The 19713-nt window shown below is 67.8% G+C and carries 14 protein-coding genes; 4 read left to right on the forward strand and 10 right to left on the reverse strand.

Annotated elements, in window-relative coordinates; all coding sequences use genetic code 11:
• Positions 1-28 precede the first annotated feature (28 nt).
• The 7 genes from ACYVN4_RS04110 to ACYVN4_RS04140 are packed head-to-tail and all read right to left on the reverse strand — an operon-like array spanning position 29 to position 10110.
• Positions 29-1609 (reverse strand): MFS transporter, encoded by a 1581-nt coding sequence (locus ACYVN4_RS04110; RefSeq protein ID WP_460717856.1) that lies wholly within the window; start codon positions 1607-1609, stop codon positions 29-31.
• Positions 1606-3120: an FAD/NAD(P)-binding protein gene (locus ACYVN4_RS04115; RefSeq protein ID WP_460717857.1), complete on the reverse strand. Its 1515-nt coding sequence runs from the start codon at positions 3118-3120 to the stop codon at positions 1606-1608. Before ACYVN4_RS04115 ends, ACYVN4_RS04110 begins: the two co-directional genes overlap by 4 nt.
• 57 nt (positions 3121-3177) lie before the next feature.
• Positions 3178-4287 carry an acyl-CoA dehydrogenase family protein gene (locus ACYVN4_RS04120; protein ID WP_460717858.1) on the reverse strand — a complete coding sequence of 370 codons (1110 nt, stop codon included), beginning with the start codon at positions 4285-4287 and terminating at the stop codon, positions 3178-3180.
• 47 nt (positions 4288-4334) lie between these two features.
• Positions 4335-6953, reverse strand: a complete 2619-nt coding sequence (locus tag ACYVN4_RS04125) for an aminotransferase class III-fold pyridoxal phosphate-dependent enzyme (protein ID WP_460717859.1) — start codon at positions 6951-6953, stop codon at positions 4335-4337.
• Positions 6954-6978: 25 nt separating this feature from the next.
• Positions 6979-7374: a 3-oxoacyl-[acyl-carrier-protein] synthase III C-terminal domain-containing protein gene (locus ACYVN4_RS04130; protein ID WP_460717860.1), complete on the reverse strand. Its 396-nt coding sequence runs from the start codon at positions 7372-7374 to the stop codon at positions 6979-6981.
• On the reverse strand, positions 7371-8021 hold the full coding sequence (locus ACYVN4_RS04135; protein ID WP_460717861.1) for a beta-ketoacyl-[acyl-carrier-protein] synthase family protein: 651 nt from the start codon (positions 8019-8021) through the stop codon (positions 7371-7373). Before ACYVN4_RS04135 ends, ACYVN4_RS04130 begins: the two co-directional genes overlap by 4 nt.
• A gap of 1 nt (position 8022) precedes the next feature.
• Positions 8023-10110 (reverse strand): AMP-binding protein, encoded by a 2088-nt coding sequence (locus tag ACYVN4_RS04140; RefSeq protein WP_460717862.1) that lies wholly within the window; start codon positions 10108-10110, stop codon positions 8023-8025.
• Positions 10111-10479: 369 nt separating this feature from the next.
• Here ACYVN4_RS04140 and ACYVN4_RS04145 point away from each other — a divergent pair, with 369 nt between their 5' ends.
• Positions 10480-11949, forward strand: coding sequence for an amidase (locus tag ACYVN4_RS04145; protein WP_460717863.1), 1470 nt, complete (start codon positions 10480-10482; stop codon positions 11947-11949).
• 54 nt (positions 11950-12003) lie between these two features.
• On the opposite strand, the gene ACYVN4_RS04150 is transcribed toward ACYVN4_RS04145, so the two are convergent.
• Complete coding sequence (locus ACYVN4_RS04150; RefSeq protein ID WP_460717864.1) at positions 12004-12624, reverse strand: TetR/AcrR family transcriptional regulator; 621 nt, start codon at positions 12622-12624, stop codon at positions 12004-12006.
• Between the two features lie 83 nt (positions 12625-12707).
• On the opposite strand from ACYVN4_RS04150, the gene ACYVN4_RS04155 reads away from it, so the two are divergent.
• On the forward strand, positions 12708-14876 hold the full coding sequence (locus ACYVN4_RS04155) for a molybdopterin-dependent oxidoreductase (RefSeq protein ID WP_460717865.1): 2169 nt from the start codon (positions 12708-12710) through the stop codon (positions 14874-14876).
• Positions 14876-16555 carry an FAD-dependent oxidoreductase gene (locus tag ACYVN4_RS04160; RefSeq protein WP_460717866.1) on the forward strand — a complete coding sequence of 560 codons (1680 nt, stop codon included), beginning with the start codon at positions 14876-14878 and terminating at the stop codon, positions 16553-16555. The genes ACYVN4_RS04155 and ACYVN4_RS04160 overlap by 1 nt, the downstream gene beginning before the upstream one ends.
• Positions 16556-16558: 3 nt before the next feature.
• Here ACYVN4_RS04160 and ACYVN4_RS04165 read toward each other — a convergent pair whose 3' ends face one another.
• Positions 16559-17476 carry a phytanoyl-CoA dioxygenase family protein gene (locus ACYVN4_RS04165; protein WP_460717867.1) on the reverse strand — a complete coding sequence of 306 codons (918 nt, stop codon included), beginning with the start codon at positions 17474-17476 and terminating at the stop codon, positions 16559-16561.
• 224 nt (positions 17477-17700) lie between these two features.
• On the opposite strand from ACYVN4_RS04165, the gene ACYVN4_RS04170 reads away from it, so the two are divergent.
• Entirely contained in the window at positions 17701-19095 is a 1395-nt protein-coding gene (locus tag ACYVN4_RS04170; protein WP_460717868.1) for an ammonium transporter, read from the forward strand.
• Between the two features lie 19 nt (positions 19096-19114).
• Here ACYVN4_RS04170 and ACYVN4_RS04175 read toward each other — a convergent pair whose 3' ends face one another.
• Positions 19115-19690 (reverse strand): helix-turn-helix domain-containing protein, encoded by a 576-nt coding sequence (locus tag ACYVN4_RS04175; RefSeq protein WP_460717869.1) that lies wholly within the window; start codon positions 19688-19690, stop codon positions 19115-19117.
• Between the last annotated feature and the right edge of the window lie 23 nt (positions 19691-19713).

Raw genomic sequence — 19713 nt, forward strand, 5'->3', positions numbered from 1 at the left:
CTTTTCACCCTTCGCGGACGGGCGCGGCTCAGGCCTGCGCGGCGTCCGTCAGATCGGTTTCGGTTTCGGGGGCGGTCGCGGGCGGCGGGGGCGGGGGCGGGGTGGACGGCAGCAGCGCGCCGGCGATGACCGCCGCGACCGCGCAGACTCCCGTCACCACCAGGCAGGAGATCTGGAAGCCGTGCAGGAACGCGTCCTGCACGGTGGAACGCAGGGTGTCGGCCTGCGCGGGATGGCCACCGGCGAACAGGACGGCAACCTGTTGCAGGGCCGCTCCGACCGAATCACGGGCGGCCGCAAGGATGTTCGCGGAGACTCCGGCGACGCTGCCGTCGGTCAGTTTGTCGGTGTAGAGCGAGTGGTGCACGCTGCCGACCACGGCGATGCCGAGCGCGCCGCCGAGCAGGCGGGTCGCGTCGTTCATGGCGGAACCGATTCCGGCCTTGGCGGCGGGCACCGCGCCCATGATCGACTCGGTGGCGGGGATGGCCACCGACCCGATGCCCAGGCCGATCACCAGCATTTGCAGGGCGATGATCGTGTAGTCGGATTCCACGTCGTCGAAGGAGAACCAGGCGTACGCGATTCCCATCAGGATCAGCCCGGTCGTGACCACCGCGCGGGTGCCCAGCTTGACCACCAGCTTGCCGCCGAGCACCGAGCCGATGATGATCGCCACCGCGACCGGGATCAGGCGCACACCGGCGCCCAGCGGGGTATAGGACTTCAGGAACTGGAAGTACTGCGTCACCAGGAAGGTGAAGCCGTTCAGCGTGAAGAACGTGATGGTGATGATGCCGCAGGCCGCGGAGAACCGCAGGTTGCCGAACAGCCGCACATCCAGCATCGGCTGGCGGGCGGTCAATTCGCGCCAGACCAGTCCGGCCAGCAGCAGGATCGCCGCGCCGAAGCCGAGCAGGGTGGCGGCCGAGGCCCAACCCCGTTCCGGCGCTTCGATAATGGTGTACACCAGTGCGCCGAGTCCGGCGGTGGACAGCACCAGGCCGGGCAGGTCGAGCCCGCGGCCCTCCTGATCCTTGGAGTCCGGCACCAGCAACGCGACCAGCACCAGGCACACCAGACCGACGGGCACCACGACGACGAACACACTGCCCCACCAGAAGTGGTCGAGCAGCAGGCCGCCGACGACGGGGCCGAGCACCACGCCGATACCGGAGACCGCGCCCCAGACGCCGATGGCGGCCGCGCGCTCCTTCCGTTCGACGAAGACGTTGGTCAGGATGGACAGTGTCGACGGGTAGATCATCGCCGCGCCCAGGCCCATCACCGTGCGGGCCGCGATCAACTGCCCGGTGCTGTCGCACAGTGCGCCGACCCCGGTCGCGATCGTGAACGTCGCCAGCCCGGCCAGCAGGATGCCGCGGCGGCCGAAGCGGTCCCCGAGGCTGCCCGCGACCAGCACCAGCGCCGCGAAGGTGAGGGCGTAGGCGTCGACGATCCACTGCAATCCGCTGGTGCTCGAACCCAATTCGCGCACCAGGCTGGGCAGCGCGAGATTGACGATCATCGCGTCCATGTAGATCGCGATGACGCAGAGGCAGAGGACCGCGAGGATCGGCCCCTTGGCGCGCGGTGAGGTGGTTGTCATATCGGTCGAACCCCTTCTTCGTCGGTGGCGCGCGGTGCGTTCTCGTTCGGCAGGGCAGGTGCGGTCAGCAGGGCGTTGGCCAGCAGTGCGGCCTGGAAGGACAGCGCGATGACGTCGTTGGTCACCAGTACCGCGCCGCGCGTCAGGTCGCCGAGGATGTGCAGGCCGGGCACGGGATGGCCTGCGGCATCGAGGGATTGGAAGCTCGACACGTCGATCCGCACCCCGCCGAGCGGGTGCGGGGTCAGCAGTTCCGCGTCGAGCAGGGCGGCCAGCATCGGCTGGGTCCGCAAGGCGGCGGCGTCGAGACCCGCACCGGTGGCATTGACCACCACGTCGGCGAATTCCGCGGTGCCGCCGAGGTTTACGGAGAAGCCGCTACCGGTGTGCTCGACGCCGCGCAGGCCGTCGCGCACCGTCAGCTGCCCGGAATCCATGGCGGACACCAGGCGTCGCGCGGTCTCGGGTGGAATGGGCGCGCCGTGCACCAGCAGCGGCGTGAGCCATTCGGCGAAGAACTCCGCCCGATCCGGTTCGATCAGCAGTTGCCAGGCGGGCAGCAGGGTGGGGGAGGCCCCGTTGACCACCTGCTGCCAGCCGCGTTCGGCACCGGCCTCGACCTCGGCCAGTTCCGCCGCCAACTGGTCGCGGGTGGTGGGCCCGTCGGGACGGGCCTGCGACCAGTCCGGCGGGGTGGCGGAGGCGGCCTCGATATCGGCCATCAGCGCCCGCCCGAAGTCGTGCAGTCGCAGGCTGCCCGCCGCGGCGGCCTGCCCCATGCACTGCTCGACATGCGGTGTGGGCGCGATCGTTTCCGGTCCGCGCAGCCGCGGCAGCCGACCGCTCCGCGAGGCCAGCAGCACCGGTCCGGTGTGGCCGCGCGCGGCCAGGGTGAGTGCGGTGTCGATGGCGGTGAGCCGGGTGCCGAGCACCGCGACCCGGGCATCGGCCGGTAGCGCCGGCAGTCGCCACGGATCGGTGAAATACCCGGGTGCATCGGCGATCTCGGGGAACAGGTCGCGCTGCGGCAGCATGCCGACGCAGACGACGACCCGATCCGTCTCGAACGCCTGTCCGCCGTCGCACTCCACCCGCCACCGCCGGTCGGTGCCCGCCCGGACCGCGGTCACCTCGTCGGTGACCACGTCGACCGTGACACCGGCCGCCGTGGCCTCCTTCACCGCCTGGTCGAACATGTCGCGCACGTAGCGTCCGAACCACAGCCGGGCGGGGAACTCCGCCACGGATTCGCCTGCCGCCGTGGCCTGTTCGGTGAGCCAGCGCTGGAACTCGTCCGGGTCGGCGAGGTTCAGGCTGGACTTCTCGGCGCGGGTGTTGATCAGATGCGTCCGCTCCGGAGTGCCGAACGGCAGCGTGGTCGCCGCCGGGTCACGGTCGATGACGACATAGCGCGATCCCGGTGGCAGGCTCGGCAGCAGCTGCCGGGCCAGCGCGGTGCCGGTGGGTCCGCGCCCGATCTGGACGATCGCGCTCCCGACGTCGATGGTCATGGCTGGTGAACCTCGAATCCTGTGCTACGGCGGTCGGTCAGGCGGTACGGGAGGCGCTCAGGCGACGATCAGCGGCTCGCCCGCCAGGAATCGATCCAGCGGTTCCGCGATGTTCGTGCGGGCGGGCGGGTGGAAGGCCAGCGCCCGGCACGCGGTGTACAGGTGCGCGCTACTGCCGGTCAGGAAGGCGATGCCGCCGAGCAGTTCGGTCGCCAGCGCGGAGGTGCGCTCGATGACCCGTTGGGTGGCGAAGCGCAGGTGCAGGGCGCGGGCCACGGTGTCGGGCTCGAAGGAGCCCTGGCCGATCTCGGTCGCCACGGCTTCGATGGCGGCCATGGCGGTTTCGAGGTCGCCGACCATGGTCATGCGCTCGGCGGCGGTGCCGCGACGGCCGTCGAGCACCCGCGCGACCAAGCCGCTGGCGATGCCGAGGTAACAGGCGGAGACCAGCACGCTGAAGGTCAGCCAGGCCGCGCCGAGTGCCTCGTTGAGGGAGTCGGTGGTGCCGAAGAAGGAGACCGAGTCATCGCCGACCTCGACATCGGTGAGGATCACCTCGTCGGTCTCCGAACCGGGGAAGACCGGGCTGTCGGTGAGCGTGCGCACCTCGATGCCGGGCGAGGCGGCCGGGATGACGACCAGGGCGAGCTGGTCCTCGTCTGCGCCGTCGGGGCGGAGCAGCACGCTGGCGGTGAGGATGTCCATGGACTTGGACAGGCTGCACGGCTTCTTGCTGCCGCTGATCTTCCAGCCGCCCTCGATGCGCTCACCGCGCAGCTTCGGGGTGATGACGCTCGCGCCCGGAATCCCCTCGGCGAAGGCCGAAGCCAGGTACAGCTTGCCGCCGGCGACCATGTCCAGCAGGGCCTCGGTGGCCGGGCCGGGCGGCATGGCGGCGACGGTGCACGAGTGCATGTTCACCGCGATGGCCAGCGACGGCGACCATGCGCCCAGCATGCGGTGCACCCGGGCCGCCTCCAGCAGGTCGGCGCCGCAGCCACCGCTCTGCTTGCCGATGAGCAGACCGGTGCCGCCCGCCTCACGGAACAGCGAAAGGCCGGGGCTGGCAGCCGATTCGAGCTGCTCCAGTGGCACATCGGCGATCGCGGCCGCGAGGCCGGGCAGGAAGCGCTCGGTGGTTTCGCGTTCGCGTTGCATGAATCGCATGCGGTAACTCCTGAACTGAATTCGTTTGGGGGACTTCGTCGAACAGATCAGACGACGAACAATTGATCGGCGAGCATCTCGTCGAGGCTCTTCTCGAAGGCGTGCGCCACCTGGTCCAGGTCCTCGCCGGTGTGCGCGGCGCTGATCAGGAAGCTGTGCAGCTCCGGCAGATACACCTGGTGCTTGCGCATGTAGTAGGCCAGCGCGATGGTGGCCTTGAAGTTGCTGCCCGCCATGCGTTCCCGGTACAGCCCCGCCTCGCGATGGCTGAAATTGAGCGAGAAGATGGAATTGCGGGCATTGATGCGGCAGGCGACATCGCGGGAGTCGGCGGCCTCGCGCAGCATGGTCGCGAGACGTTGCGTCTGCTGGTCGAGCGCGGTGTAGATCTCCTGGTTGTCGCGCAGATGCCGCAGCGCGCCGAGCCCGGCCGCGCAGGTCAGCGAATTGCCGCTGAGCGTGCCGCCCGCGAAAACCTTGTTCTCGTAGTCGAAGAACGGATCCTGCGAACTCTTGGCCATATCGACGAGCTCGGCCCGCCCGACCACCGCGCCGCAGGGCAGGCCACCACCGATCACCTTGCCCAGGGCGGTGAGGTCCGGATGGATATCGGCCATCACCTGGACACCGCCGTAGGCGACCCGGAAGCCGGAGACCACCTCGTCGAAGACCAGCGGGATGCCGAGTTCGGTGCACAGCCGCCGCAATTCGACCAGGAAGTCGTGGTGCAGGGCCACCACCGAGGTCGGCATGGGTTCCAGCACGACGCAGGCCAGCTCCGCGGCGTGCTCGCGCAGCCGGACCAGGCCCGGGATGTCGCCGTACTGCATGACCAGGGTGTTGGACACCGTGCCCGGGTCCACGCCCAGCGATCCGGCCACCGGCTCCGGCTGATCGCGATCACCGGAGAACCGGAACCACGAGCTGACCATGCCCTGATCGGAGAAGCCGTGATAGTGGCCCTCGAACTTGGCGACCATGTTCTTGCGGCGGTAGCCGCGGCACATCCGGATGGCGAACAGCACGGCCTCGGTGCCCGAATTGCACAGCAGCGCTTTGTCCGCGGCCGGGAAGGCATCCACCAGGAGTTCGGCGAGCTCGATCTCGGCGCGATTGCCGATGCCGTTGACCAGTCCACGGGCCGTGCCCTCGGCGATGGCGGCGTTGATCGCGGGATGGGCGTAGCCGAGCAGGTGCGGGCCGTAACCGCCGGACAGGTCGATGTACTCGTTGCCGTCGTAGTCGCGCACGCTGCCGCCGGACGCCTCGGCGACGAAGACCGGGAATCCGCTCGGGAAGAAGTAGCGGTCGATGTGCGTGGGTGCGACCAGACTGGAGCGGGCGCGGTCGCGCAGGGCGAGAGACGCGGGCATCTGGCGTTCGAAGTCGACGGCGAACCGCTTCTCGACCTCGGCGTTCATGTACGGCGAGTACCGGTCGGTGAACTTGCGCGCGTTGGCCCAGATATCGATGTCCTTGTCGATCTGGGTGGCGAAACCCTCGCAGGACAGGAAGACCAGCTCGACCTTCGTGAAGTTGGTCGTGTAGCGCGAATCATATTTGCGCAGTACGCCGTTCACGTCGTTGAAGTAGGAGATGGTGGACCACTGGCTGGAGCTGACGTCGAAGTGGTATCGCAGCACCTCGGCCATCTCCGCGTCGTAGGTGGCCCGTTCGCGCTCGAGCTTGTCACCGGCCACCACGAAGTAGCGGGTGAAGCGATCGATCGCGATATCCCATTCCTTGCGGGTGCAGGCGTAGTAGAACGACGACAGCCCCCACTTCTCGTCCTCGGTCAGCTCCACCGTGACGCCGTAGTCCAGCAGCACCAGTTTGCCGTCGGGGGTGAACAGCACATTGCCCGGATGTGGGTCGCCGTGGCAGACGCCGTGCATGTACAGCATGGTGTAGATGACGTCCTGGAGGCGCTGCGCGAGCCGGCTGTCCGGGAAATCGACCGTGTGCGCGAGCTTTCCGGGTATGCCGTCCATGAACTCCATGACCAGCATGCGGGAGGTGACCAGTTCCGGGATCACCGCGGGGACCAGCACATAGGGATGGGATTTGAAGTTCTTGTGGATCCGCTGCTGCTGACGGGCCTCGTAGGTCATATCGGCCTGCGGGCGCAGCAGCCGTGCCACCTCGGCGAAGCGGCCGGGCAGGCCCAGTTCCCGGACCTGCGGGGCGGCGCGATCGATCAGCTTCACCAAAGAGCCGATGGCCGTGAGGCTTTGGTCGATCTGCTCCGGCACGGTGTTCTTGACCAGCTTGACGGCGACCTTGCGCCCGTCGGGCAGCTCACCGATGTGCACCTGCGCGACCGAGGCGCTGGCAATGGGGGTGAGATCGATTGCCGCGAAGGTCTTTTCGAGCGGTCCGCCCAATTCGCGCTCCAGCGCGGCCCGGGACTGCTCCGGCGTCATGTGCGGAGTCTGATCCTGGAGCACGCGCAGGGTGTCCACCCAGGACGGCGGCAGCAGATCCGAACGGGTGGCGGCGATCTGGCCCATCTTGATGTAGATGGGCCCCATGCGCAGCAGGAATTGCAGGATGGAGTCGGCGCGCCGCTGTTCGGCGTCGATCTCCTTGTGCCGGATCGACGCCAGCGTGTATTCGGCCGCTCCCAGCGCGGTGTACGCGGTCGCCTTGGCCAGATGTCCGAACACTGAACCTCACCTGATCCGATCGATGTCAGAAGACGAAAGAGAAAGCGCCGAAAGACATTCCGGCACTGCCGACCCAGCCGACGGCCCGGTCGCCGGGCCGCACCAGGCCCTGTTCGAGCGCCGAGGCGATGGCCGCGGGCACCGACGCGGACACCACATTCCCGGTGCGGTCGAAGACGTGGTGGATGACCGAGCCCAGCCCGGCCTTGTCCGCCATGCCCTGCCAGTAGCGCTTGCTCGAGGCGTGGGTGAACAGGGCCTTCACCTCGTCGAGGGGCGGGTCGAGGCGTTCGAAGACCGCGTGCGCGTCGGCCGCGCCCTGCTCGTGCATCTCGAAGCCGAAGGAGGTGAAGAAGCCGACACCGTTCGCGGCCAGCTTGTCCGAGGGATCGCAGTAGCCCTCGTAGCCGTCGAGGGTCACATTGCACAGCGGCGCGAGATCGGGCCGGGACGCGAAACGAAACTCCCAGGGCTCGTTGTCCTCGGCCGTGAGCACGGTCGCGGTCGCGGCCTCGCCCAGGGTGTAGGCCGGGAAGGTCGACTCCAGCGCCTCGAGCCGGGGCATCGAGAACAGCTGCGGGAAGACCACACCGCCCAGCGCAGGTTGAATTCGGCGTTGACGATCAGCGCGTTGCGGAATTGCCCGGTGCGGAAAAGGGATTCGCTCACCTGCACGGCCCGCGTCCAGCTCATGCAGGCGTCCAGGATGTCGAAGCAGTGCGCGTTCGGCAGACCGATCGCGGCGGCGCTGTGGTACGCGCCGCCCGGTTCGATGAAGCCGCGGCCGATGCCGGTGTAGATCAGCAGATCGATGTCCTCGCGGCGCAATTCGGCCTGCTCCAGCGCCCGGTTCGCGGCCGTCCGCAGCAGGTCGATCGGGCGTTCACCGGCGTCGAGCCACTGCCGGGTGTCCGAGCCCGCGTACTTGAGGTAGTACTCCACCTTGCGCAGGGCGTCGTCCAGGTCGCCGTCGAAGCCGGCCACGCTGTGCTCGGCGATGAGGGTGGTGATATCGGCATTGCTGACCGTGCGCGAGGGCAGGCCCGCGACCGCGGATCGGATTCTCATCTCAGCGCGCTCCGACTGCCGGGTCGGCGGCCGGGGCGGGCTGCGCGGTCGCGGTGAGGTACCCGGCGATAGAGTCGGTCATCGCGGTGACAGATGCTGCGTCCCAGAGGTATTCGGGCGGGAAGCGCTTCCCCGACCAGGTCTCGAGGTGCTCGTGCAAGGTCATCTGGTCCAGCGACGCGAGACCGAGCTCGGCCAGCGACCGGGTGAGGTCGACCGGTCCGCCCTGCAGCTGCTTGGTGAGCCATTCCACCGTCGCCGCCAGTAGGCCCTGCTGCACCAGCGCGCGCATCGACGGCATGGCGGCGGCGGATTCACTGGTGGCGGTTGATGTTTCGAGGTCGGATGTTTCGAGCGACACGGTGGCCTCCCATCGGTAGACCTCGCGCAGCGCACCGGCGAGGAAGTCGGACTGGCAGCGCTGCCGGCGCAGCTTGCCGCTGGTCGTGCGGGGCACGGAGCCCGGCTCGATGAGCACGATCGCGCTCGGCGCGATGCCGTGCTGACGGACGATCGCGTCGTGAACGGTGGCGACCAGCTGCTCGGGGTCCCGGTCGGTGTCGCGGGGCTCGGCGGCCACCACCAGGCGCTCCTGCCCGTCGCGGTCGACCGAGAACGCGAGAACCGCTCCGGCACGCAGGGATTCGTCGCAGTTGACCACCGTCGCCTCGACGTCCTCGAGGTAGTAGTTGACGCCGTTGACGATCATCAGATTCTTGATGCGGCCGCAGATGTAGAGCTCGCCCTCGTGCACGAAACCGAGGTCGCCGGTGCGCAGATAGGTGCGATCGTCCGCGGCGCCGGTGATCCGGGCACGGAAGACGGGCTCGCTGTCCTCGGGGCGGTCCCAGTAGCCGGGCGCCACGATCGGGCCGCTCACCCAGATCTCACCGACCTCGCCCTCGGCCACCCGCTCACCGGATTCCGGTGTGACAATGGCGATTTCGGTGGGAAGCACCCCGGCTCCGCAACCGACCAGCTCGGTCGAGGCGGACATGCCGCCCGGCACCACCTTGCGCCGACTCAGCGATTCGTTGTCGAAGCGGGTCGAGACGAAGGGCGCGTGCGGGGTGCCGGAGGCGACCTTGAGCGTGGCCTCGGCCAGCCCGTAACCCGGCGTCAGCGCGGTGGTCCGCAGGCCGAACGGGACGAAGGTCTCCTGGAAGCGATCCAGGGTTGGCTTCCGGACCGGTTCCGCGCCATTGCTGATCAGCCGCCAGCTGCTCAGCTCGAGTTCGGCGCGCTGGGTCGGGGTCGTCTTCTCGACACACAGATCGAAGGCGAAATTCGGTGAGCCACTGTGGGTTCCGCGATAGGTGGAGACCGCGGACAGCCAGCGGAACGGCTCCTTGACGAAGGTGGACGGGGCCATCAGTACCGCGCTGATGCCGACGTACACCGGCATCAGCACACCGCTGACCTGTCCGAAGTCATGGAAGTGCGGCAGCCAGGAGACCACCGTGCTGTCGGTGTCCACGCCCCAGGTATCCACCAGTTCGGCGCACTGCTGCAGCATCATTCGATGCGTGATAATTACGCCCTTCGGGGTGGACGTGGACCCCGACGTGTATTGCAGGTAGGCGATATCGGAAGTGGATGGAGTGAATACCGAAAAAGTATCACGCAATTCCGAACTTGCATCGGAGGCGATTCGGGGCAGTGTCGCCGTATAGCTTTCGGCCGGGAACCCGCTCATTCCGGACAGGGCTTCCGCGGTGCTGACAACAATGCTCGATCGACTGTCGCGAGCGACCTCTTCGATATGCTCCAGCCGTGATCGCTGGGGTGGGAAGAGCGGTATTCCGATGACGCCGGCGTACAGGCAGGCATAGAACGAGATCACATAGTCGAGGCCCGGCGGATGCAGGAGCAGCGCACGGTCACCGGGAGAGACGGTGCAGCTCAGCTGGTGTGCGAGCACTCGAGCCCGGCGGTCGAGCTCCTGATAGGTGAGGGTGTCGGATTCCCGGCCCTCATCGTCGAGAAATACGAATGCGATCTCGTCGCCATTTTCTTTTACACGTGCATCGAGCAGTTCGATCCAATTATCGAACGGGGGCGTACACGGAATTGACGCTGATTTCTTCATTGACACAACTCGACCTCTGCATGTTCCACAATTAGCCGCGCTGAAAATTCTCCAGTGTGTCGGACTCTGGAAGATCTCCATCGGCCCCCCCGTTTTGGCCCTGGAGACTTCGCCACGGCTGCGTCTGCGACGACGGAGATGCAAAACCGGGGTTTGAAATCTGAAACCGACGTTAGACGAGGCGGATAGCGTCCGTCAACGAACGAATTTAAATTCGCTTGTATGACAATTGTGTTAACTGGGTCTCGGAAACCGACTCCGACCTGCAGCGATCAGGTAACTGAAACACCCTCGTATCAACCAGATTTGGCTATTGTTTACCTGGAAGACTGCCAGCCACAGGTGCTTCCGGCGTTACCGTCTGTGCCCATGTCCAACACTGATGTCACCGAGCTCGTCCTGATCCCCGCAGTCGAACTCGCACAACGGATTCGCAGTCGCAGGCTGTCGCCGGTCGAGCTCGTCGACGCGTACCTTGCCCGCATCGAGACCATGAATCCCCAGCTCAACGCCTATGTCGCCGTGCTCGCCGACCAGGCCCGCGCGGCCGCGAAGACCGCGGAACGGGAGGTGTGCGCCGGGCGGCTGCGCGGGCCGCTGCACGGCGTCCCGATCGCCGTCAAGGATCTGTTCGATGTGCTGGCGGGAGTGCCGAACACGTTCGGGGTCAAGGAGTTTGCCGCCTATGTGCCCGAGGAGACCGCACCGCACGTGGCGCGGCTCGAGGAGCTCGGCGCGATCATTCTCGGCAAGACCAACACCCCCGAGTTCGGGCACAAGGCCACCACCGATAACAGACTGTTCGGTCCTACCAGTACGCCCTGGGGCGCCGGGCACAATGCGGGCGGCTCCTCGGGCGGCAGCGCCGCCGCCGTCGCGGCCGGAATGTGTGCGCTGGCCCAGGGTTCCGATGGCGGCGGATCGGTCCGCATCCCCGCCGCGCTGTGCGGCGTGGTCGGACTCAAGCCCAGCTACGGCCTGCTCGCGGGGGTGGTGCGCCCCGACGCCTTCTTCACCTTCAATCCCTTCATGGGCAACGGCCCGCTGGCGCGTTCGGTGGAGGACTGCGTGCTCATGCTGGAGGCCATGGCCGGATTCGACCCGCGCGATCCGGGCAGCGTCCCCCTGCCGACCGCCTTCCGCGAGGCCGTCTTTCAGCCCGCCGAGGGTCTGCGCGTGGCCTACCTGCCCACCCTCGGCGGCTTCCCCGTCGCGCCGGACGTGCGCACCGTGATCGACGCCGCCGCCGATTCGCTGGCGTCGGCCGGGGTGCTGGTCGAACAGCCCGACTTCACCCTCCCCGCCGCACACGGCGAGATCACCGACCTCTGGCTGCGCTACACCGGTTCCGCCATGATCGGCCTCACCGAGACCTTCGGCGACGCGGGCCTGGATCTGCGCGCACTCTCCTGGGACAACCTGCCCCCGCAACTGCGCGACATGGCCGACCGCGCCCTCACCTTCGACATCGCCGCCACCCGCCGCGACCAGTTCCTGCGCACCGCCGTCTTCGACGCCCTCACCACGCTCTTCGATCGCTACGACGCCATCATCAGCCCCGTCACCGCCGTGGCGGGTGTCCCGAACGCCGCCGACGGCTGGACCGTCGGTCCCGCCTCCGTCGACGGCGAAACGGTCGACCCGGTCCTCGGCTGGTGCCTGACCCACCCCTTCAACTACACCGGCGGCCCGGCGATTTCGGTTCCCGCGGGCACCACGCCCGCCGGATTCCCGGTCGGCCTACAAATCGCGGCCCCCCGCTTCCGGGACAACACCGTCCTCACTCTCGCCGCAGCCTTCGAACGAATCAGCCCCTGGCACAACTCCTTCGACTTCTAGCACCGTCGACGATCGCTCGGCGGGCCGCGTTCGTCGCGACCCGCCGGGCCGCCATCAGGTTGGCTGGCCGTGGGCTTCCAGGTAGCGGGTGAGGGCCAGTTTGCCTTCGGTGATGATGGCGGGGTCGCCGGTTGGGTTGGCGCGGTAGGCCATTTCGAAGATTCGGTCGCCGAGTTCGACGGCGATCTGGAGGATGCGGCGGTCGGTGTCGGGTGGGAGTAGGCCGCTGCCGACCAGGCCCGCGTGGATGAGGTCGACCATGCGGTCGAGGTGGACCTGGGCGTCGGCGTTCAGGCCCGGGCTGCGGGTGCGGCCCTGGTAGTAGAGGACCACGAATTCGGGGTGTTCGAGGTAGTACGCGTTGTGGGTGTCGAGGAAGATGTCGACGGCCTTCGCGATGCTGTCCACCCGGACCGCGGCCAGTTCCTCGGCCATGCGGCGGTCGAGGAGTTCGATCTTGCCGCCGATCAGGGCTTCGAGAATGGCTTCGCGGTTGGCGAAGAACTGGTACAGGGTGGCGACGGAGACCTGCGCGCGTTCGGCGATCGCCGTGGTGGTGGCCGCCTCGACCCCGCCCTCTTCGACCAGCGCGAGCGCGGCCGCGTGGATCCTTTTCACCCGTTCGATGCTGCGGCTTTGCGTGGGTGTGCGCCGGGTTCGAGGGGCGTCGGTCATGGGAGCATCATGCCAGAACGTAAATGTGAATCAGTTTTACGTTATGGTGTCCGGACCGTCCGGGTATCGAAGGAGCATGTGCCATGGCCGACCGCGGTCGAACGCCTGCCATCACGGTCCACCACGCCGCCTGCAATCTCTGCGAGGCGATCTGCGGCATCACCGTGACCACGACCGATGGCGCGATCACCGACATCCGCGGGGATGCCGCGGATCCGCTCTCGCGAGGGCACGTGTGCCCGAAGTCGGTGTCGCTGGTCGATATTCAGCAGGATCCGGATCGGCTGCGGCACCCCATGCGCCGGATCGGGGAGCGCTGGGTGGAAATCGGCTGGGACGAAGCGATTTCCACCGTGGCCGAGAATCTGGTGCGGATCCGTCGCGAGCACGGGGGTGACGCCGTCGCGGTGTACTTCGGCAATCCGGCCGTGCACAGCCTGGGGGCGATGACACACGGCACCCTGTTCGGGTCGATGCTGCGCACCCGCAATCATTTCGCGGCGAGCTCGGTCGATCAGCTGCCGCATCACGTGGTGTCGTGGCTGCTGTACGGCCACCAGTTGCTGCTGCCCGAACCGGATCTGGACCGGACCAGCTTCCTGCTGATGTTCGGTGCGAATCCGGTCGCGTCCAACGGCAGCATGATGACGGCTCCGGGAATGTCGCGGCGGCTGGGGGAGATTCGGGAGCGGGGCGGCCGGGTGATCGTGGTGGATCCGCGCCGCACCGAGACCGCGGCGGTGGCCGACGAACACGTCTTCGTCGGGCCGGGCACCGATGCGGCGGTCCTGCTGGCCATGCTCAACGTGATCCTGAGCGACGGGATCGGCGAACTTCCCGACGGTGTGGCCGAAGCGGCCGAAATGCGTACGGCCGTAGCCGAATTCACCCCGGAGATCGCGAGTCGGGTCAGCGGTGTCCCGGCCGCGACGATCGTCCGGCTGGCCCGGGAGTTCGCCGCCGCCGACGGTGCCGCCTGCTACGGGCGGATCGGGGTGTCCACGCAGCGCTTCGGCACCCTGTGCCATTGGGCCATTCAGGTGCTGAACCTCGTGACCGGGAACCTCGGGCGTGCCGGTGGCACGCTGTTCACCGATCCGGCGGTGGACATGACGAAACTGGTCAGCCGTGGCGGTTTCGGCTCCCGCCGCAGTCGCGTGCGTGGATTGCGGCCCTTCGCCGGTGAGCTTCCGGTGGCCGTGCTGGCCGAGGAGATCACCACACCCGGCGAGGGGCAGGTGCGGGCGCTGGTCACCGTCAGCGGCAATCCGGTCTTGTCCACGCCGGGCGGGACCGGGCTGGAGGCGGGGCTGGCCGGGCTGGATTTCATGGTCGCGGTGGACTTCTACCTCAATGAGACCACCCGGCACGCCGACATCATCCTGCCGCCGACCCCGGCCCTCGAGCGCGATCACTACGACCTGATCTTCCGCGCGTTCGCGGTGCGGAACACGGCCAAGTACTCACCGGCGGTCCTGCCGAAACCGGAGGGGGCGCGCCATGATTGGGAGATCTTCCGGGATCTGGGCCTGGCCTATCAGCGACGGCTGGCCGGGTCGCGGCTGCGGTTCGTGCAATCGCTGACCTCCGCCAAGGGCATCGAAAACCAAGTCCGCCTGCGACTTTCGCCGCGGCGGCTGGTCGATCTGCTACTGCGGACCGGTCCGTACCGGCTGTCGGTCGGTAAGCTGCTGGCCGCGCCGTCCGGTCACGATATTGGCGCGCTGCGTACGGGATTCGCGCATCGCGTGCGCACGAAGGATCGCAAGATCCACCTGCTCCCGGAGCTGATCGCGACCGACCTCGAGCGTTTGGCCGCCGAACTGCGAGCAGACGAGACAGCGGATCCGGCGTTGCCGCTGCGGCTGATCGGCCGCAGGCACGTGCGCAGCAACAACTCCTGGGGCCACAACTCCGGGCGGCTGGTCGCCGGTAACCCGCGCCACCATCTGCTGATGCATCCGGAAGACGCTGCGCGGCTGGGCCTTCGCAACGGCCCCGCGCTGTTGCGTTCCGCCGTGGGTGCGATCCGGGTCGATATCGAGCAGACCCGCGACATCATCGAGGGCACCGTGAGCCTGCCGCACGGTTTCGGCCACGCCCGCACCGGCACCCGGCTCGGCATCGCCAACCGGCTGGCCGGGGCAAGCATCAACGACATCACCGACCCGACCGTGCTCGACAGTTCCGGCAATGCCGCGTTCTGCGGCCTCCCGGTCGCGGTCGAGTCGCTCCCGAAGGGGGAAATCTGATGCCCCACGTCATCACTCAGGCGTGCTGCAACGACGCCTCCTGCGTCGCGGTCTGCCCGGTCGGCTGCATTCGGCCCGGTCCCGACGAGCCCGGTTTCGCGACCACCGAGATGCTGTACATCGACCCGGCCACCTGCATCGACTGCGGTGTCTGCGTGCCCAGCTGCCCGGTCGGCGCCATCACCCGTGACTCCGCGCTGACCGGCGTCGACACCCGCTACCTCGAGATCAATGCCGCCCACTACGAACATGATCCGATCACCCAACAGCTGGGTGCGGTCGATCTCCCCACACCGGTGGTGGCCACCGGCACCGCGGGATTGCGGGTCGCCGTGGTCGGTTCCGGTCCGGCGGGCAGCTATGCCGCACAGGAGTTGCTGACCTATCCCGGCGTCGAGGTCACCATGTTCGATCGGCTGCCCACGCCGGGCGGTCTCATCCGCGCCGGGGTCGCGCCGGATCACCCATCCACCAAATCGGTTGCGGCAGTGTTCGAACCGATGCTGGCCGACCGGCGCTTCGCCCTGTACCTGGACGTGGAGATCGGTTCCCGGATCAGCCACGCCGAGCTGCTCGAGCACCACCACGCGGTCATCTACGCCTACGGCGCCGCCGGTGATCGCCATCTCGGGATTCCGGGCGAGGAACTGCCCGGGAGCGCGTCCGCGACCGAGTTCGTCAACTGGTACAACGGCCACCCCGATTACGCCGACCGCACCTTCGACCTGTCCGGAACGCGGGCGGTCGTCATCGGCAACGGCAATGTCGCACTCGATATCGCCCGCATCCTGGCCGCCGATCCGGACCGGCTGGCCCGCACCGATATGGCCGACCATGCGGTAGCGGCGTTGCGGGACAGCACTATCGAGGAAGTCGTGGTGCTGGGCAGGCGTGGTCCCGCCCAGGCCGCGTACACCACCCCCGAACTGCTCGCGCTGTCGGCGCTGCCCGGCATCGACGTGATCACCGATCCGGCCGAGGTCGCGCTCGATCCCGAGAGCCGCGCTCTGGTCGACGATCCGGCGAGCCCGGCGTCGCTGCGGCACAAGACTCGGCTCGCCGTCGAGTACGCCAGCCGCCCGGTCACTCCCGGCAACCGCCGGATCAGCCTGCGCTACTTGGCCGCGCCGGTCGAAATCCTCGGCGGCGACCGGGTGACCGGAATCCGGGTCGCCCGTAATCGGCTCGAGCGCAACGCATCCGGTGGGCTCGACGCCGTTCCGACCGGCACTCACGAGGACATTGCGGCCGGTCTGATTCTGCGGGCGGTCGGCTACCGGGGCGCCCCGATTCCGGGCCTGCCCTTTAACAGCGCGCGTGGGGTACTCCCCAATGACGCCGGGCGGGTCCATGATCCGAACACCTGCCGGCCGCTGACGGGGGTCTACGCGACCGGTTGGATCAAACGCGGACCGTCCGGTGTGATCGGCACCAACAAATCCTGTGCCCGGCAGACCGTGGCGGGGCTGCTCGCCGACCATGCCGCCGGGCTGCTGGCAGCACCCGGCGGTTCGGCCGAGCAGTTCACCGCTGTGCTGCGGGAGCGTGCACCCGGTTCGATCGATCTGACCGGTTGGCGCGCCATCGATTCCGCGGAAGTAGAACGCGGACTCGCGGTCGGCAAGCCCAGGGAGAAGATCACCAGCCTTGCCGACCTGCGCGCCACCGCTCGCCGCTGAGCCTCAGCCCGCGGCGTGGGTGGTGGCGGGGCGTAGGGAACCGACCGCGCGCTGGTAGTCGAGCGCCAACTCCTCCGAGACCGGGGTGAGGGTGGTCGGGTGCAGGAAGTCGCGGAGGTTGGTGCCGGTGCAGGCCGAATCCACATTGCGCGCGCCCCGGACCGCGGCCACGTCTCCGACGTGCACGGTGCGGAAGTCGATGGAGAAGCGGGTGACTCCGGAGGTGTTGGGCAGCGAGGAATGTAACTGGTTGCCGGAGAACATCATCAGGCCACCCGGTTCGGGGAGGACCGTGACGGCCGGTTCCAGATCGGCGGCGGGGTCGAGGATCTTGGGCTGAATGCGGGTGTCGGCGCCGACGTGGGTGGCGGCGTTGAAGCGGGAGGTGCGGTTCCACTCGTCGTAGTCGTAGCCGTCGGAGGAATTGCGGACCGGGGCGTCGAAGTAGCGGGGGTGGAAGCACATCGCGTTGTGCTCGGTCACCGGGAAGATCGGCAGCCACCAGTTGATCTGGTTGAACGGGGCCGAGTACCAGGTGTCGCGGTGGGCGTGGAAGACGTAGGAGATGCCGGTGGTCAGGTAGCCGTCGGAGGTCGAGGTACGCAGCCGGGGCACGTCGAAGTAGGTGTTCTCGTCGCAGCCCCGGGATTTCATCAGCTCGGCGACCAGTTGTTTGGAGCGCGGGTGGTGGATGAAGCGCGGCTTGAGTTCGGCGAGGATCTCCACCATCCGGGCCACCGGTAGTTCGTGTTGCGCCGTCTGGGGATCCAGGTCGCCGAACGCCTCGGTGATGAGGTCCCGGGCGAAGTCGGTGAGGGCGGTGGAGGTTTGGTCGGCGGGGTAGACACACACCGCTCCGCCGTAGAGAAGTTCACGCCGCCGATCGTCGGTCACCTGCGGCGCAGAGTACACAATTGTCATGACAAGTCCTGCAGCTCAATCGATTCGGGGAGCGGTGGCAGCGATGACAGGTCCCCCGGGTAGTCGCCATCGACCGTACCGGCACGAGGTATCGGCGTCGTGAATTTCGCCGAGCCACCCGAGCCACCACGCTGAATTCATCGTCCCGAAACGCCGGAGTGTGTCCAGGCGCAACAGGGGTTCTCGATGCTGTGCCCGAATTCCGTCGGATATGAGGTGCGTTTGTGAATCCGGGAGATACCGCATGGGTGCTGGCCAGCGCGGCGCTGGTCATGTTGATGACGCCGGGGCTGGCGTTCTTCTACGGCGGCATGGTGGGCGGCAAGAGCGTGCTGAACATGCTGATGATGAATTTCATCTGCCTAGGTGTCGTTTCGACGCTGTGGCTGCTGTACGGGTACAGCGAGGCGTTCGGTAATGACGCCTTCCAGGGGCTGGTGGGCGGGATGTCGCACACGCTGCTGCGGATGACGCAGGGGACGGTGTCCGGGCCGGCCGGGCATCAGATTCCGACCATGGCGTTCGTGATGTTCCAGTTGATGTTCGCGGTCATTACGACGGCGCTGATCAGCGGGGCGATCGCGGGGCGGACGCGATTCTGGGCGTGGCTGGCGTTCACGACATTGTGGGTGACGGTCGTGTATTTCCCGGTGGCGCATTGGGTTTTCAGTGCCACCGGATTCACCAATACCGACTCGTCGGGTAATTCCGCGGATGTGGGCGGCTGGATCGTCAACCGGCTCAAGGCTTTCGACTTCGCCGGTGGCACCGCGGTGCACATCAACGCGGGCGCGGCCGCGCTGGCGGTGGCGTTGGTGATCGGCAAGCGGCAGGGCTGGCCGCGTACCGTCTCGCGGCCGCACAATGTGCCGTTCACGCTGCTGGGAGCGTCACTGCTGTGGTTCGGGTGGTATGGGTTCAATGCCGGATCCGCTTTGACCGCAGGCGATCTCGCCGCGCTGGCGTTCACCAACACCACGATCGCGACGGGTGCGGCCTCGCTGGCGTGGATCATTGTCGAGCAGCTGCGCGACGGGAAGCCGACCACCCTCGGGGCGTCCTCGGGCGCGGTCGCCGGGCTGGTGGCCATCACGCCCGCCTGCGGTTTCGTGGGGACGGTGGGTGCGCTGGTGATCGGCATCGCCGCCGGGGTGTGCTGTGCGCTCGCGGTGAGCCTGAAATTCAGCTTCGGCTATGACGATTCGCTCGACGTGGTCGGCGTGCACCTGGTCGGCGGACTGGTGGGGACGCTGCTGATCGGGCTGTTCGCCGATGCCTCGGTGAATCCGGCGGGCGGCAACGGGCTGCTCTACGGCGGCGGCGTGACCCAATTGCTGCGGCAGGCCATCGCGGCGCTGGCGGTGATGGGGTATTCGTTCCTGGCCACACTGCTGCTGGCGTGGATCATTCACAAGCTGATCGGATTCCGCGTCGATCGTGAGGCGGAGGTGAACGGCATCGACGAGTCCGAGCACGCCGAATCCGCGTACGACGGCGCTTTCGCGGTCAGCGGTCCGGCTGCCACCCCGGTGCAGCCGCGCGTGCCCGCGATGCCGCAGCGGCGACAGCCGACCCCGCAGACCCGGCCCGCGCCGCGGCCCCGCGACCAGTATTGGTGATGCCGCGAACGCTCGATGATCAGCCGGCCTCGGAACCCTTGGGTTCCGGGGCCTTTTCGATGGCATCGCGGTCGTGCACCACGATGATCACCTCGGCCCGCTGCGGGGAGATCGAGCGCAGCCGATGCGGGGTATTGGCGTCGAAGTAGAGGCTGTCGCCCTCGTTCAGGGTCAGCACGGTGCCCGGGATGGAGACCTCGACCGCACCCTTGTGGACGAAGACGAATTCGTCGCCGTGATGTTCGGTGTGGTCGGCGACCGGTTCGGTGCTGGGCGTCACCACGAACGGCTGCATGGACTTGCCGACGATCTGGGTGGCCAGGGGCTGATAGTTCGCGGGCCCGGCCGAAGGCGGCGCGACGCGGTCGCTGCCGCGCTCGATCGCCATCAGCGCGCTGCGGTCGGGGTTGTCGGAGAACAGCTGGGCCACATCGGCTTCCAGCACGTGCGCGATGCGCAGTGCGACGGCGATGGACGGCGTGCTGAGGCCGCGTTCGATCTTGGAGAGGTAGCTCTTCGTCAGACCCGTGCGCTCGGCCAGGGCGTCCAGGGACAGGCCCGCCCGGCGGCGATGGGATCTCAGGAAGGCGGCCACGGTGTCTCCTCGCTTGCACGCGC

The sequence above is a fragment of the Nocardia heshunensis genome (genome assembly GCF_054782115.1).